At 47.9% G+C, this 15,216-nt stretch carries 15 protein-coding genes; all 15 read left to right on the top strand.

Features of this window, described 5'->3' with window-relative positions; genetic code table 11:
• Positions 1-579: 579 nt before the first annotated feature.
• The 15 genes from FFM79_RS04705 (at position 580) to FFM79_RS04635 (ending at position 15,197) form a co-directional block, all read left to right on the top strand.
• Positions 580-1,866: a NupC/NupG family nucleoside CNT transporter gene (locus FFM79_RS04705; RefSeq protein ID WP_137642311.1), complete on the top strand. Its 1,287-nt coding sequence runs from the start codon at positions 580-582 to the stop codon at positions 1,864-1,866.
• 619 nt (positions 1,867-2,485) lie between these two features.
• Complete coding sequence (gene rsmG, locus FFM79_RS04700) at positions 2,486-3,223, top strand: 16S rRNA (guanine(527)-N(7))-methyltransferase RsmG (RefSeq protein ID WP_137642310.1); 738 nt, start codon at positions 2,486-2,488, stop codon at positions 3,221-3,223.
• 11 nt (positions 3,224-3,234) lie between these two features.
• Positions 3,235-4,080: a nucleoid occlusion protein gene (gene noc / locus FFM79_RS04695; protein WP_137642309.1), complete on the top strand. Its 846-nt coding sequence runs from the start codon at positions 3,235-3,237 to the stop codon at positions 4,078-4,080.
• A gap of 2 nt (positions 4,081-4,082) precedes the next feature.
• Positions 4,083-4,850: a ParA family protein gene (locus tag FFM79_RS04690; protein WP_137642308.1), complete on the top strand. Its 768-nt coding sequence runs from the start codon at positions 4,083-4,085 to the stop codon at positions 4,848-4,850.
• Positions 4,840-5,730: a ParB/RepB/Spo0J family partition protein gene (locus FFM79_RS04685; RefSeq protein ID WP_137642307.1), complete on the top strand. Its 891-nt coding sequence runs from the start codon at positions 4,840-4,842 to the stop codon at positions 5,728-5,730. Before FFM79_RS04690 ends, FFM79_RS04685 begins: the two co-directional genes overlap by 11 nt.
• A 24-nt stretch (positions 5,731-5,754) precedes the next feature.
• Positions 5,755-5,946, top strand: a complete 192-nt coding sequence (locus FFM79_RS04680; protein WP_137642306.1) for a DUF951 domain-containing protein — start codon at positions 5,755-5,757, stop codon at positions 5,944-5,946.
• 29 nt (positions 5,947-5,975) lie between these two features.
• Positions 5,976-7,076, top strand: a complete 1,101-nt coding sequence (gene ychF, locus FFM79_RS04675; protein ID WP_137642305.1) for a redox-regulated ATPase YchF — start codon at positions 5,976-5,978, stop codon at positions 7,074-7,076.
• Between the two features lie 18 nt (positions 7,077-7,094).
• Positions 7,095-7,820, top strand: coding sequence for a DUF1129 domain-containing protein (locus FFM79_RS04670; protein WP_137642304.1), 726 nt, complete (start codon positions 7,095-7,097; stop codon positions 7,818-7,820).
• A gap of 390 nt (positions 7,821-8,210) precedes the next feature.
• Entirely contained in the window at positions 8,211-9,362 is a 1,152-nt protein-coding gene (gene guaB / locus FFM79_RS04665; RefSeq protein ID WP_137642303.1) for an IMP dehydrogenase, read from the top strand.
• Positions 9,363-9,535: 173 nt separating this feature from the next.
• Positions 9,536-10,108 carry a helix-turn-helix domain-containing protein gene (locus tag FFM79_RS04660; protein WP_137642302.1) on the top strand — a complete coding sequence of 191 codons (573 nt, stop codon included), beginning with the start codon at positions 9,536-9,538 and terminating at the stop codon, positions 10,106-10,108.
• Positions 10,109-10,384: 276 nt separating this feature from the next.
• Positions 10,385-11,074 (top strand): response regulator transcription factor CroR, encoded by a 690-nt coding sequence (croR, locus tag FFM79_RS04655; RefSeq protein ID WP_137642301.1) that lies wholly within the window; start codon positions 10,385-10,387, stop codon positions 11,072-11,074.
• Positions 11,075-11,091: 17 nt separating this feature from the next.
• The gene (locus FFM79_RS04650) at positions 11,092-12,252 is read left to right on the top strand and encodes a sensor histidine kinase (protein WP_137642300.1); all 1,161 of its coding nucleotides are present in this window, start codon (positions 11,092-11,094) and stop codon (positions 12,250-12,252) included.
• 63 nt (positions 12,253-12,315) lie between these two features.
• A complete protein-coding gene (locus tag FFM79_RS04645; RefSeq protein WP_137642299.1) occupies positions 12,316-13,650 on the top strand; it encodes a serine hydrolase in 1,335 nt (444 codons plus the stop codon).
• Between the two features lie 118 nt (positions 13,651-13,768).
• Positions 13,769-14,269, top strand: a complete 501-nt coding sequence (locus FFM79_RS04640) for a GNAT family N-acetyltransferase (protein WP_137642298.1) — start codon at positions 13,769-13,771, stop codon at positions 14,267-14,269.
• Positions 14,270-14,432: 163 nt separating this feature from the next.
• Positions 14,433-15,197 (top strand): AzlC family ABC transporter permease, encoded by a 765-nt coding sequence (locus FFM79_RS04635; RefSeq protein WP_137642297.1) that lies wholly within the window; start codon positions 14,433-14,435, stop codon positions 15,195-15,197.
• Positions 15,198-15,216: the final 19 nt, after the last annotated feature.

Below are 15,216 nucleotides of genomic sequence, written 5' to 3'. Positions count from 1 at the left end.
AATTTGGCCGGGTCTCCTTAAAGGTATCAGTCAGTTGCTCCGAACAGGGCAGAGACTGATGCTTTAAGATTACATATGGTACTCAAAAAGCATCACCCCCTTTCATTAATTGTCCACAGCTTAACGCGCTTAGAACGGATAGTCAACTAATTAGACCACGATGATGTGGGTTGGCGTATAATGGAGTTCCTTGGCAGGGGCGCTAGGTGTACTCGAGCCTAGTCCGGAGGTCGGGGCGTCAAGCCCGGCCTCTTTTTTTTATCCGTTCGGGTAAAACGAACACTAACCGCAACCAAAGTTAAAATTGTTCATTCTTTTAGGACGGGCTGAAAAGGGCTGCAGCGGTGTTGGAAACGCAGTCATTTTAACTTGATTGGTCAGGCCTTACGAACAACTGGGGTGTTGACCGACTGCGTTTGGATAGCGCCACTATTAGGATTGGTACGGTCTAATTCTATTCCTTAACATTTTCTTTAAAAATGGCTACCACTCACGCGGTTTAAATGGTAAATTAATAAAAGGTAGTTTTTATCAATTTTTTCAATTGTTCATATTTTTTAGGGAAGAGGGATTATTCACATGGTCTTTAACTTGGTGGTTAATATTATTGGGATCGTGGTATTTATTGCCATTGCCTACTTATTCTCCAAGCAAAAGCACGCCATTCGGTGGCGTTCGGTTGGTATCATGTTAGTTTTAGAAATCATCTTAGCGTGGTTCTTAACTGGCTCACAAGTGGGGGTCAACGCGGTTAAAGCAGCTGCGGATGGCTTTACTTGGTTGGTTAACGTTTCATACGATGGGATTTCATTCGCCTTAGCTAGCTGGGTAAACGTTAAACAAATGGATTTCGTAACGAGTTCACTGTTACCGATCCTGTTGATTGTGCCATTATTTGATATTTTGACGTATATCGGCGTTTTACCTTGGATCATCAAATGGGTTGGTCGCGGTTTAGCTTACATTACCGGTCAACCAAAGTTCGAATCGTTCTTTGCGGTTGAAATGATGTTCTTGGGGAACACGGAAGCCTTGGCGGTTTCACAGTTACAATTGAAACAAATGAGTGCCCAACGAAACTTGACGATTGCGATGATGTCAATGAGTTGTGTCACGGCGTCCATTTTAGGGGCCTACATTAAAATGATGCCAGGTCAATTTATTTTGACTGCGGTTCCGATGAACGTTTTAAACGCGGCGATTATTGCGGCTATTTTGAACCCGGTTGATGTTAAGCCGGAAGACGATACGATTGCTAAAATTTCAAGTAGCGCGGCCACCGATGAAAATACGGATACGGCTGAAAGCGGCTCAGAAGATTTAGCAAACCAACAAGTTCAAGCGGCCGAAGCAAAGCCAGCCCGCGAACCATTCTTCTCTTTCCTTGGTGATTCAATTTTAGGCGCGGGGCGCTTAATCTTGATTATTGCCGCTAACGTTATCGCGTTCGTCGCGTTAGCGAAGTTAATTGATAAATTATTAGGGTTGATCAATACCAACTTATCGTTGGAAAACCTGTTTGGGATTGTCATGTTCCCATTTGCATGGTTATTAGGGTTCGACCCACACGAAGCCTTCCAGATGGCGTCATACATGGGGACGAAGTTAGTGACGAACGAATTCGTTGTCATGGGTGAAGTTTCTAGTAAGGTCAACGACTTCACGCCGCATTTCCGCGCCGTGTTGACGGTCTTCTTGACGTCCTTTGCGAACTTCTCAACAATCGGGATGATTATTGGGGCCTTCAAGGGAATCGTTAACCGTGAAAAGAACGATTTAATTTCACGGAACGTCGGCTACATGCTGATTTCAGGGATCTTGGTATCGCTGTTGTCAGCTGGGGTCGTTGGATTGTTTGTGTGGTAATTAATGTAAGAGTGCTTTCCCAAACGGGTTGAGGGTGAGCATTACCTAGCTAGCCCGCTGTTGCGATTTTTGCAATGGCGGGCTAGCGTAGTAAGCGGAGCCCTCAGTTTGGGAGAGTACGTTTCGAATAGAGTGTGAGCTCTAGACGGGTTGGTCTGAGGATTAGCCTAATAAAGCGTCCTGTGCGGGTTGTGCATGGGACGCTTTATGTAGCTAACCGCAGGACCAGTCTAGCGCGAGCACGTTTCAGCTAGCTAGCAATGGCACCGCTGTTGGCGGTAATAGCAACACTAAGCGGCGATTGCGAATAATGCAATCGCCGTTTTCGTATCTCCAAATGAAGGTAGTGGAAGTGTGTATCCAAAGTCAGCCAGCTTCGTTTAACTGCCTTTTGACCCGTTTGTTTTAACATGGCGACGAGTGAAAATAATTGCAATTAATTACGGATAGTGACGGGCACCGTAAAGTCAAGTGGTAACAGGCTTTAACGCTCATTAGTGAGTAAGCAAGAGCATTGATTTTAACCCGTATTTACGTTAAAGTTATGGGGTGACGTGAAACAATTCGGTTGTTTCACAAAGTGTAAGGTAAATGCGACCTTAATTAAGGAGCTTTTTTGATGAATCCAGAAGAATTTAAGCAGGCTTTGGCCCAGCGTGGGATCGCGTTAACGACCCAGCAGCTCGCCCAGTTTGCGACCTACTTTAAACTGTTAGTTGAAACGAATCGGCAGTTTAACCTAACAACGATTACTGCCGAACCGGAAGTGTACCTCAAGCACTTTTACGACTCGCTGACGCCCGCGTTTTACGTGCCTGCTTTGCGCGAAGCGCCGCTAACGATTTGTGACGTTGGGGCGGGGGCGGGCTTTCCGTCGATTCCGCTGAAAATTGCGTTTCCACAGTTGCGAGTGACGATTGTGGATTCATTGAACAAGCGGATCAACTTCTTGCAACGGCTGGTTGACCAGCTAGGGTTAACGGACGTGCAACTGTTTCACGACCGTGCCGAAACCTTTGCCGGGAAAAAGTCGCCGAACCGCGAAAGCTATGATTTGGTGACGGCCCGGGCCGTGGCACGCTTGTCCGTTTTAAGCGAGCTTTGCTTGCCGCTGGTAAAGGTTGGCGGTCAGATGGTCGCGTTGAAGGCCGCCAATGCGCGGACGGAGACGGCGGAAGGTGAATACGCGGTTCAGGTGTTGGGCGGTCAAATTACGGCGGACGAAAGCTTTGAATTGCCCGTGACGAGCGATCCACGGCATATTATTGTGATTGATAAGCGCCAAGCGACGCCCAAACGGTATCCGCGGAAACCGGGAACGCCGGCTAAGCAGCCGTTGACGGCCCGTCAGTCGTAGGGGGTAAGCAAATGGCATTTTCATTATTTGGGTCGAACCGTGATAAACGTAAGGAACCGGCAGCTACGCCGGAACATCAGGTTGTCCGGATTCCCGTAACTGCGATCGTGCCGAACCGCTTTCAACCACGCCAAGTTTTTGAGGCGGCTGGAATTGACGAATTAGCGGCGACAATTCAAGCACACGGGTTACTGCAACCCATCGTGTTACGTGAATACGAACCGAAAAAATACGAAATTATTGCCGGGGAGCGACGCTTTCGGGCGGTTAACGCGCTACATTGGGCCGACGTTCCGGCAATCATCGAAAAGATGGATGATGGTGAGACGGCCTCAATGGCGTTGATTGAAAACTTGCAACGGCAGGATTTGACGGTGATTGAAGAGGCCACCGCCTACCAAGAATTGATGCAGCTCAACGATCTAACGCAGGGGGCGCTTGCAAAGGAACTCGGCAAGAGTCAGTCCTTTGTCGCTAATAAGTTACGCCTATTAAAGTTAGCCCAACCGGTTCAGCAGGCCTTGCTCAATCGGCAAATCAGTGAGCGGCATGGCCGGGCGTTACTTAATCTGGAACCAAAGCAACAAGTTGGCGTTTTGAAGCAGGTTTTAGATGGCGGTTTAACCGTCAAAGAAACTGAACGGGCAGTGGCGAAGTGCCAAACGCCCGCTAAACCCAAGCGTAAGCGTCCGCGCGGCTTAACTGGGGATACCCGGATTGCCGTCAATACGATTAAAAAATCAATTAAAATGGTCAGCGATGCCGGCCTGACCGTGAAAACGCACGAAGAGCACACGGACGACGGTTACCGCATCACCATTGAAATACCAAACAAACAATCAAGGGGTGGTAAATAATCATGGGAACCGTTATTGCACTCGCTAACCAAAAGGGTGGCGTTGGTAAAACCACGACGAGCATTAATTTAGGTGCTAGTCTGGTGGAATTGGGCCAAAAAGTCCTGTTGATCGATACGGATGCACAGGGGAACGCGACGAGCGGCCTGGGAATTCAAAAATCAACGATTGAAAATGAAATTTATGATGTTCTGATCAATGATGTTCCCATTAAAGAAACCATCATTCCAACGAGTCACAAGGGTTTGGACATTGTGCCGGCGACGATTCAATTGTCTGGGGCCGAGATCGAGCTAACCCCGATGATGGCCCGTGAAACGCGTTTACGGGACGCCATTGACGACGTTAAGGCGGACTACGACTACGTTTTGATTGACTGTCCGCCGTCGCTCGGATTATTGACAATCAACGCGTTTACGGCCTGTGATTCGATCCTGATTCCCGTTCAAAGCGAGTACTACGCCTTGGAAGGGCTGAGCCAGTTACTGAATACGATCAAACTCGTCCAGAAGCATTTTAATAAGCAATTACGGATTGAGGGCGTATTATTGACGATGTACGATGCCCGGACTAATCTGGGTGCTCAGGTCAACGAAGAAGTCCGGAAGTACTTTAAGGACGCGGTTTATAAGACCATTATTCCGCGGAACGTTCGGTTATCAGAAGCTCCTAGCCACGGTTTGTCAATTGTGGATTACGACGCCCGTTCCAAGGGTGCGCAAGTATACTTAGCATTAGCAAAGGAAGTGTTGGCAGCCCATGGCAAGTAAGGATAAAGATAATAAAGCGCTGGGGCGCGGGATTGGCGCGCTTTTTGCGGATGTCGACGAGCCGGCCAGCGAAGAAGCGGTCGTGGAATTGGCGCTGGGTGATATCCGGGCCAACCCCTACCAGCCGCGGCGTGAGTTCGATCAGTCGGCGTTAAAAGATTTAGCAAGCTCGATTGAAAAGTCGGGCGTTTTTCAGCCAATTATCGTGCGGCAGCCGGATGCGGCGATTAAGAAGTATGAGATCATCGCTGGCGAACGGCGCTTCCGAGCGTCGAAGTTGGCAAAGCAAACGACGATTCCGGCAATTGTTCGCGACGTAACTGAAGAACAAATGATGGAAGTTGCCGTGTTGGAAAACCTACAACGCGAAGATTTGACACCGCTAGAAGAAGCTGAAGCGTACGAATCGTTGATGAAAAAGCTCAACTTAACGCAGGCTGAAGTGTCGAAGCGGTTGGGGAAGAGCCGCCCCTACATTGCCAACTATTTACGGCTACTGGGATTACCGACGGCCGTTAAGCAGATGATTCAAAAGGGGCAGCTGTCGATGGGCCAGGCGCGGACCTTATTGTCGTTAAAGGATAAAACTAAGCTGGCTACCTTAGCGAAGCGGGCGGTTAAGGATAACTTAACGGTTCGCCAACTCGAGCAAATCGTTGCCCGCTATAATGGCGATGCCAACCGGCCAGCGAAGAAGCGGCCGGTGAAGAAGTCGCCGTATATTCGGGCCAGTGAAGAACAGTTACAGGAAAAATTTGGTACGGCCGTGTCGATTCAAGCTAAGGCGAGTCAAAAGGGTCAGGGTAAAATTGAAATCCCGTACCTGTCAAATGACGACTTAAACCGAATTTTAGAAATTTTAAATATCAATTTAAATTAATAAATTTATGAAGGGGCGTTGCGCATGTATGATTTAGGTGATATTGTCGAAATGAAGAAAGCGCATCCGTGTGGTGTCAATCGGTGGGAAATCACCCGGATGGGCGCCGACATTAAAGTTAAATGTACGGGTTGCGGCCACGTGGTCATGATGCCGCGTCGCGAATTCAATAAAAAAATGAAGAAAGTTTTGGAAAGAAAAGCCGACCAAGCTTAATTATTATAAAGGAAGAGTGAATAACCGATATGGCACTTACAGCAGGTATCGTTGGATTACCAAACGTTGGGAAATCCACATTGTTTAACGCAATCACAAAGGCGGGCGCTGAAATGGCAAACTATCCGTTTGCCACGATCGATCCGAACGTTGGGATGGTCGAAGTTCCGGATAGCCGGTTAGACCGGATTCAAGAATTGATTCCCGCAAAGAAAGTCGTACCAACGACCTTTGAATTTACCGATATCGCCGGAATCGTTAAGGGTGCCAGCAAGGGTGAAGGCTTGGGGAACAAGTTCCTTGAAAATATTCGCCAAGTTGACGCCATCGTCCACGTCGTTCGGGCCTTTGACGACGACAACATCACCCACGTAACTGGGAAAGTTGATCCGCAGGATGATATTGAAACCATTAATTTGGAATTGAGTTTAGCTGACCTTGAAGCCGTTGATAAGCGATTAGCGAAGGTTCAACGGGCAGCTAAGGGGAGCGACAAGGAAGCCAAAGCCGAATTGGCCGTACTTCAAAAGATTAAGCCAGCGTTGGAAGCGGGCACGCCGGTGCGGGCGTTGGACTTTAACGATGACGAACAGGCCATCGTTAAGGGCTTATTCCTGTTAACCTCCAAACCAGTTCTGTACGTTGCCAACATCGCTGAAGATGATATGGCGGATCCCGAAGCGTCCAAATACTACCAAGTCGTTGCGGAATACGCCCAAAAGGAAGGCGCCCAAGCAATTGGGGTTGCGGCGGAGACCGAAGAAGAAATCGCCGAATTAGACGATGACGACAAAGCCGACTTCTTAGCCGCGGAAGGCGTTGAAGAGCCGGGCCTAAACAAACTCATTCGGGCCTCTTATAAGCTTTTGGGCCTCGAGACCTTTTTCACCGCTGGTGGTAAGGAAACCCGGGCTTGGACTTTCCGGCGTGGCACTAAGGCGCCCCAAGCAGCCGGAATTATTCATTCTGACTTTGAACGGGGCTTCATCCGGGCCGAAGTCATGTCTTTCGACGCTTTAGATGAAGCGGGTTCGGAAGCTAAAGTTAAAGAAAACGGGAAGTTGCGGCTGGAAGGTAAAGACTACGTCATGCAAGATGGTGACATCGTCGAATTCCGCTTCAACGTTTAAGGAAAGGAGCACAAGCTCGTGAGTGAAAGTGAAACGCCTAAACAACCTCGGAACGCCAAGGCGGGCGCGAAGCAAATCAAGGCTTCGGAACGTCCAATCCATGAAGCGACCGAATTAACGAAACGGAACGAAGAATTTATGCGCCAAATGCGCAAGTCGCTTAACGCAACCCAGTTATCCGGTGAGAAGAAGAAGGCTGCGTTAGATGAAATGAACGCGACGCTATTAGCTGAACAGGGTCGCGGGGTAACCGCCCGTCAACTGTACGGGACCGTCCAAGAACGGACCGAAGCAATCGTCAACCCGAAGAAGCAACCAGTTGAACGTCAAAAAGCAAACTTCTGGATTTCTTCTTTAGATAACGGTTTAATGCTGTTCATGATTTTCTGCTTAATGTACGGAATCATGGGCTTAATTGGTAAGACGTCATCGGCCAAAGATTCTGCTGGCGCAATGGGGATTACTGCGATTTTGGTTACCTCAGCCGTTGGGGGAATCGGGGTCACCAAGTTATTCCGCTACATGGCACCCGGTCAGAAGCACAAAGTGGCGATTTGGAAGAAAATTTTCTGGTCAGTCATCGCAATCGTCGTTTGGATGTTTGTCTTTACGGCAGCTGCTATGATTCAAGGCCCATTGAACCCAATTTTACCAGCAATCGTTTACTTAATGATTGCGGTAGTGGTCTTCTTTATTCGGCTATGGCTCAAACGCCGTTACAACATTACGACCAGTATGATGTAATGGTTAGGCACTTCAAGGTGGAAGCTTTGAGGTGCTTTTTTGGATGGTGTGAGAGAGCGTGCTTGCTGGATGATCGAAACGTGTTCAGGCTAGCTGGTATCTGCGCTTGCTACGCCAAGCCGCCATTGCCAAGCCCGGGCAATAACGCCTTGGAGCTTCTCTGCTAGATAGTCGAAACGTGCTCGGCCCAGCTGACCTCTGCGCTTGCTACGCTAAGTAGTCATTGCCCAACCCGCAATAACTACTTAGCTAGGCAATGCTCAAGGTCAACCCGCTGGTCCTCACACTCTTTAAATAAGAATTCCCTGAAAATCACTCAGGTTACTTGCATTTGTTGCGATGTTTTGGTACCTTTACAGATAAAATAAAATCATAAGGAGCTAACGTTCAATGTCTAATTGGGATACAAAGTTTGGAAAAAAAGGTTATACGTTTGATGATGTGCTATTAATTCCGGCAGAAAGTCATGTTTTACCGAATGAAGTCAACTTGGGTGTCAAACTTGCAGATAATCTGCAACTCAATATCCCAATTATTAGTGCGGGAATGGACACCGTTTCCGAATCAGAAATGGGCATTGCCATGGCTAACCAAGGTGGATTAGCCGTTATCCACAAAAACTTAAGCATCGAAGCCCAAGCCGAAGAAGTCAAAAAAGTTAAGGCCGTCGCCAAGGATGCCGACCATCCCCACGCCGCTGTCGACGCTAACAACCACCTGTTAGCCGTTGCCGCCGTTGGAGTTACCAGCGACACCTTTGAACGCGCTGAAGCTCTGTTTGATGCGGGGGCCGACGCCTTAGTGATTGATACGGCCCACGGTCATTCCGCTGGTGTCCTCCGGAAAGTTAAAGAAATTCGCGAACACTTCCCTAAGCAAACTTTAATTGCCGGGAACGTTGCGACCGCTGAAGGGACCCGGGCACTATTTGATGCCGGTGTCGACGTCGTTAAAGTTGGGATTGGCCCCGGCTCGATCTGTACAACCCGGGTCGTTGCCGGCGTTGGGGTACCCCAATTAACCGCGATTTACGATGCTGCTAGCGTTGCTCGTGAATACGGTAAGCCAATCATTGCCGATGGTGGGATCAAGTACTCTGGCGACATTGTTAAAGCTTTAGCTGCCGGTGGGAACGCCGTCATGCTCGGAAGCATGTTAGCCGGAACAACCGAAGCCCCTGGCGAAGTCGTCTTTGACGATGGCCGTCAATACAAGTTCTACCGTGGGATGGGTTCCGTCGGGGCCATGTCCCAAGCACACGGCTCTTCAGACCGCTACTTCCAAGGTGGCGTGAACGAAGCTAACAAGCTTGTGCCGGAAGGCGTTGAAGGACGCGTCCCATTCAAGGGGAGCGTTAACGACATTATTTTCCAAATGCTCGGCGGGTTACGCTCCGGGATGGGTTACGTTGGTGCCAAGGACATCGATGCGCTAATTGATAACGCGCAATTCGTTGAAATTTCCGGTGCCGGTTTACGTGAATCTCACCCGCACGAAATTCAAATTACGAAAAACGCCCCTAACTATTCCGTTAACGGGTAAATTCATTTCAAATCAAACGTGTTTAGGTCATTTGTCCTAAGCGCGTTTTTTTATATCAGGACTAAAAATGCTAGTATTGATATGGGGCAACGACGCGTTGCGGAGCGTTGAAACGGCGCTGCAATGAATCGTTGCGCTTAAAAGACTATCATTTTTAGCGGGGGGCGCGTACAGTGAAGGTGCCAATTGGCCAACAAATTAAACGACTACGGGAACAACGGACTTGGTCGCAGCAGCAATTAGCAACGCAATTAATGGTGACCCGTCAGACCATCTCTAAGTGGGAACGGGGGAAAAGCTATCCCGACTTAGAAAGTCTAGTCACGTTAACAACGCTGTTTGGCGTTTCGGCGGACGAGTTATTAGGATTGACTCAACCAGTCAAACCTCAGCCGCGGTTTTTGTGGTGGTTTCACCGAGGGGGACGCAAGCAAGTGTCAACTAGTAAGCAAGATAAATCGAATAAGTGGTACATGACTGGTCATGACCGGGTTACGGTTGCGACGGGGCTAATGCTCGACATCGTTAAGGATTTAGATCCAGTTAAGGACGCGCCGTTTCGGCAGTTAATTAAAAGTTATTATGATGAGCTTATGCGGAATCAGTTCGGTTCGCCGGATTACGTTTTTACGCGCTTTGGGCTAGCGGCTTCAAAGTGCCTGCGTCAAAATGGACTCGTTTTGGCGCGAGCAAATTCGGAGCGGGTTAACCAGATTATTAAGCTGGCAACGGTGCGGTATCTTTGATAAAAAGCGTAGTAGGCGCGGGCATCAGCTGGTCCGCAATGATTATTCGAATATCTAGTAAAGGCTGTGGCTTTTGCCATCGCCTTTTTTTGCGATTCGGGCCGCGCTGATGCTCAGAGTGCGGTATGATTGAATTATTGAGTCTGGAACTGAACCGGGAAAAAGGGGTTGAACCGCAGACCCCTTAAGCTTTCCCTAAAAAGAGTCGCTAGCCAGCAAGATTGGCCGACTTTTTGCTAAAATGAAACTAGAATTGTTTGCGAGGAGAAATTAATTATGAAAATTTTAGTAGTCGACGACGATAAAGAAATTGCACAATTATTAGAAATTTACATTAAAAATGAAGGTTATGAACCAGTGAGTGCCTATAATGGTCGCGAAGCGCTCACTAAATTGAATACTAATCCCGACATTGCACTGATGATTTTGGACATTATGATGCCTGAAATGGATGGGATTCAAGTCATCAAGGAAGTTCGAAAAGATTCGCAACTACCAATCTTAGTGTTGTCCGCTAAAACTGGTGACATGGATAAAATTCAGGGGTTAATTACTGGTGCTGACGATTACGTGACTAAGCCGTTCAACCCACTCGAAATTATGGCCCGGGTTAAATCGTTGCTCCGGCGGTCGGAAAATAAGGTTACGACTAACGAGCCGGATGTTTTAGATATTGGCCCGTTAACCATTAATAAGGATTCACACGAAGTGAAGACGTTAACGGGGAAGGATATTCAATTGACCGCGCTTGAATTCGGGATTTTATACCTCTTAGCCAGTCACCCCAACCGGGTCTTCTCTGCGGATGATATTTTTGAACGTGTTTGGCAGCAAGAAAGTATCGTTTCGGCCAAAACCGTGATGGTTCACGTGAGTCATTTACGGGATAAGATTGAAGAAGCCACGGACGGTGAAAAGGTTATCCAAACGGTCTGGGGCGTTGGTTACAAGATTGAAGCACACTAATTAATGGGGTCAGCTTTTTGAAATTAACAGGACGCGAAAAAAGTGAACTATTTTTTGAAGGGGTAGTAACGGTCATTTTGCTACTCCTTTTAAACTTGTCGATTGTCGTACTGATCAATAGTGCGATTGCGCATAATCCCGGCTTGCAAAGCGGGATTTTCCAAATTAAACGGTCAATTAAAATTGGACCAACCAACTACCAGCTTTGGAGCTATGAAAACTTATTCATTGCCTTAATGTTGGTTGCAGACGGCTTTGTGTTGTACTGGCGGTTGATTCGGCGCTATAAGCAAATGCAACTCCGCCACATTATTAGTGAGTTACACTACATTGCGGCCGGCCACTTTGACCACCGGATCGGTTTTAGCCTAACGGGCGATACCCAACGGGTCGTTGAAAGTGTGAACGCACTCGTTGACTCTGCCATCCATTCCATGGACGAGGAACGGGAAATTGAGCGTTCTAAGGACGCCCTAATTACGAACGTCAGTCACGATATTCGAACGCCGTTAACGTCAATTATTGGCTACCTGGGGCTCATTGAGAATAAACAGTACCAGTCTGAAGAAGACTTGTTAAAGTATTCGCACATTGCCTATTTGAAGGCGACCCAAATGAAATCACTGGTTGAGGACCTATTCGAATACACCAAGGTCCGTCAAACGGATACCCCGTTAGCGATTAGTCGGTTGAATTTAACCGCGATGATGGAACAATTGGCGGCCAGTTTTGAATTGGAGGCCAAGAAAAAGGGCATGCAAATTGAGGTCGAAAGTGGTGCTGAATCCCTGTTCATTGAAGCCGATGCCGAAAAATTAGGGCGCGTTTTTAACAATTTAATCGCGAACGCGTTCAAGTACGGAGCTGGGGCTAAGCATATTTTCTTGCAAGCTGAACAGCGTGGTAGTGAGGTTATCATCCACGTGGCTAACGACGGTCAGCGAATCCCGGCTGATTCACTCGGGCGCCTCTTCGAACGTTTTTACCGGGTCGAGGAGTCGCGCTCTAAGGCCACCGGTGGCTCCGGCTTAGGCTTAGCGATTGCTCAAAGTATCGTTCAGCACCACGGCGGATACATTTATGCCCAGAGTGATGACGAGCTAACCAGTTTCGTGATTCACTTACCTATCAAACATGGCCAGCAATTAGTAAAAACTGCGGCAAATCGTGCGAATTAACTTGTTTCTATCCACGGAATTAATTAAACTTAAATTAACATTCAGGAAAGGAATAATTGAGAAATGAGAGTTGCGGGAAAGTTAAAGAAGATTATGATTGCCCTAGTTGCGGCAGTCACGTTTAGTACGACCGGGTTAGGCTTAGCGGGGGTCGGCGATGTGACCGCCCAGGCTGCAACCGAGCCGTCAATTTCAGCCAAGGGTGCGATTGCCGTTGACGCGGGCACCGGGCAGATTTTGTACGATAAGAATAGTACCAAGCCAATGGCGATTGCTTCCATGACGAAAATGCTTAGTACATACTTAGTATTGCAGGCGGTTCATCAGGGAAAGTTGTCGTGGAATCAAAAAATTAGCGTCAGCAAAGCCGTCGCTAAGATGAGTCAAAATAAGGATTACGCGAACGTGCCATTATTATCAACCAAAACGTATTCCGTCCGTCAACTATACAACGCAACGGAAATTTATTCCGCCAACGCGGCCATTACGGCGCTGGGGGATGCAATTGCGGGGTCGCCCCATCAGTTTGTTGATTTAATGAAGAAAACGGCTAAGTCGTGGGGGATTACCGATGCGACGATTATTAACGCCTGTGGGTTAACGAACAAGGAAGTCGGCAGCGAGATTGGTTACAGTGACGTTGCGGACAGCACCGAAAACATGATGTCGGCGCAGGACGTGGCGACCGTTGCCCAGAAGTTGATTTCTGATTATCCAGAAGTATTGAAGACGTCGAGCATCGCCCACGCTTGGTTTGCCAAGGGGACGAGTTCCGAAACGAAGATGGATAACCGCAACTTCATGTTGAAGGGGCTAGTTAAGCACTATTCCGCGTTGCCCGTTGATGGGCTGAAGACCGGGACTTCCGAAAAGGCCGGGAACGCCTTTACTGGGACGGTTAAGTTCAACAATGGTAACCGGATTATTACGGTTGTGCTCCATGCGGGTCCAGCCAGTGATAACGGGGTGGAACGCTTTACCCAAACGGCGCAAATTATGTCCTACGTTTACCATAACTACACAACGACTACGGTTAATAAGGCCAGCCAAATTAAGAGCGCTAAAACCGCAGCCGTGCAGGATGGTAAGGAACTGACGTCGAAGCTCGTTTCTAATAGTAAGCAAACTAAGATTTACTTGCCAGTGGGTAGTGACGCTAGCCAGTTGAGTGGTCAAGTTAGCTTGAAGAAGGCGACCACAACGGATGGTAAGCTACAAGCACCGATTAAAACGGGTAAAACCGTTGGAACGGCTAAGTTAAGCTTAAATAAGAAAGCCATCAAAGTAGTTGACGGAACGACGGATAAGGACTTAACGGTCAACCTGACGCCGAAGACTTCGATTGAAAAAGCTAACATCTTTGTACGGATGTGGCGGGGGATTAAGAGCTGGTTCTAAGCGCTAGCTGCAAAATTGAATAGGATTGAATTTAAGGGCGATCGCGAGTTTGGCGGTCGCTTTTTTGCGAATAAATGTATAATGGAATTATCACAGCGGGATAATTGGAGGAAATGGTATGAGTAGGGAATTACGACAAGCGGCAATGTCAGATTTACCGGTAATTGTGGATATTTATAATCAAACGATTCCGGGCCATCAAGTCACGGCGGATTTGAAACCGGTTACGGTCAGTCAGCGGCGGGACTGGTTCTTAGCGCATTCACCAGAACACTATCCATTGTGGGTGATTGTTCAGGACGACCTGGTCGTAGGGTGGGTGAGTCTGTCGCCGTTTTATGGACGGGCAGCCTACGCGAAGACGGCTGAAATTTCGGTTTATTTGGATCGGACGGTTCAGGGGCAGGGCGTTGGTAGCTGGGTACTGACCCAATTACCAACGGAATTAGTAGAAGTGGGCCTAACGACGTTAGTGGCCTTCATCTTTTCAAGTAATTTACCCAGTATCAAGCTCTTTAAAAAATTTGATTACCAGCAGTGGGGCTTTTTACCAGCGGTGGCGGAATTAGCGGGCCACCCGAATGATTTAGTGATTTTAGGGCGCCACTACTCACACTAGGCCACCCGGCGGGGCGGTTCTTGTGCGCTAGTGCCGAACAATCTATTGTTAGGTGTAGGATTGAAAGAAAAAACATGTTAAAATTAAATTTGGGTGTCTAAACGAATAGATCCCCGGATCTGTTGCTTGAATTCTTTACTGGTAGGTACTGGAGGCATTCTTGGTGAAAAAGAACGAGCCAAATTGGTTAGTGGCCTTACGCGACGTAATGCCACTTGGGCTTAGCTACATTCCCATTGGGCTAGCGTGTGGGGTGTTATTACACGCAGCTGGGTTCAACCACTTACTGACGGCGTTAATTTCAGTAATGGTCTTTTCCGGTGGGGCCCAATTTTTAATTGCATCGATGCTGACAATCAACGCACCGATGACGACGATTATTTTGATGATGTTTTTCTTGGAACTACGGTATGCGCTACTCGGTTCTAGCTTATCGCGATACTTAAAGGGGCAACCCTTACCGTTCATTTTTATCTTTGCATTTTCGATGAACGACGAAAACTACGCGGTCAATTACTTAAAATTTGCGACTGATAAGCATTGGCAACCGAAGCAAGCGTTGATGGTGGAACATTATTCACTCCTATTCTGGACGGTAAGTAACATTATCGGTAGCCTGATTGGGAGTGCGTTGACCATTAATCTAACCGTGGTTGATTTTGCGCTTACGGCGTTATTTATTTATATGGCAATTATGCAAACAAAGAGCCGGCTGACGATTCTAGTTTGTGTGCTGTCCGGAATTTTGACGGTCTTTATGCTCGTCTTGATGAAGAGTACTTTAGGGTTAGTTGTTTCGACGTTGATGGCGTCGTTGACCGGGTACTTTATTGAACGGCATTTATTGGCGCACAAGCCAGACAGTCATTTACTCTACAAGGTTCATGATCCAACCAGGCAGACGGCCATGGAAGAGTCTGACAAGTAGGGCGCAGAGGGGTATTTGT

Origin of the sequence: Lactiplantibacillus modestisalitolerans (assembly GCF_005405425.1) — a bacterium.
GTDB classification, from domain to species: domain Bacteria; phylum Bacillota; class Bacilli; order Lactobacillales; family Lactobacillaceae; genus Lactiplantibacillus; species Lactiplantibacillus modestisalitolerans.
The sequence above is the reverse complement of the archived record's forward strand: the minus strand, read 5'-3'. Positions and strand labels throughout refer to the sequence as shown.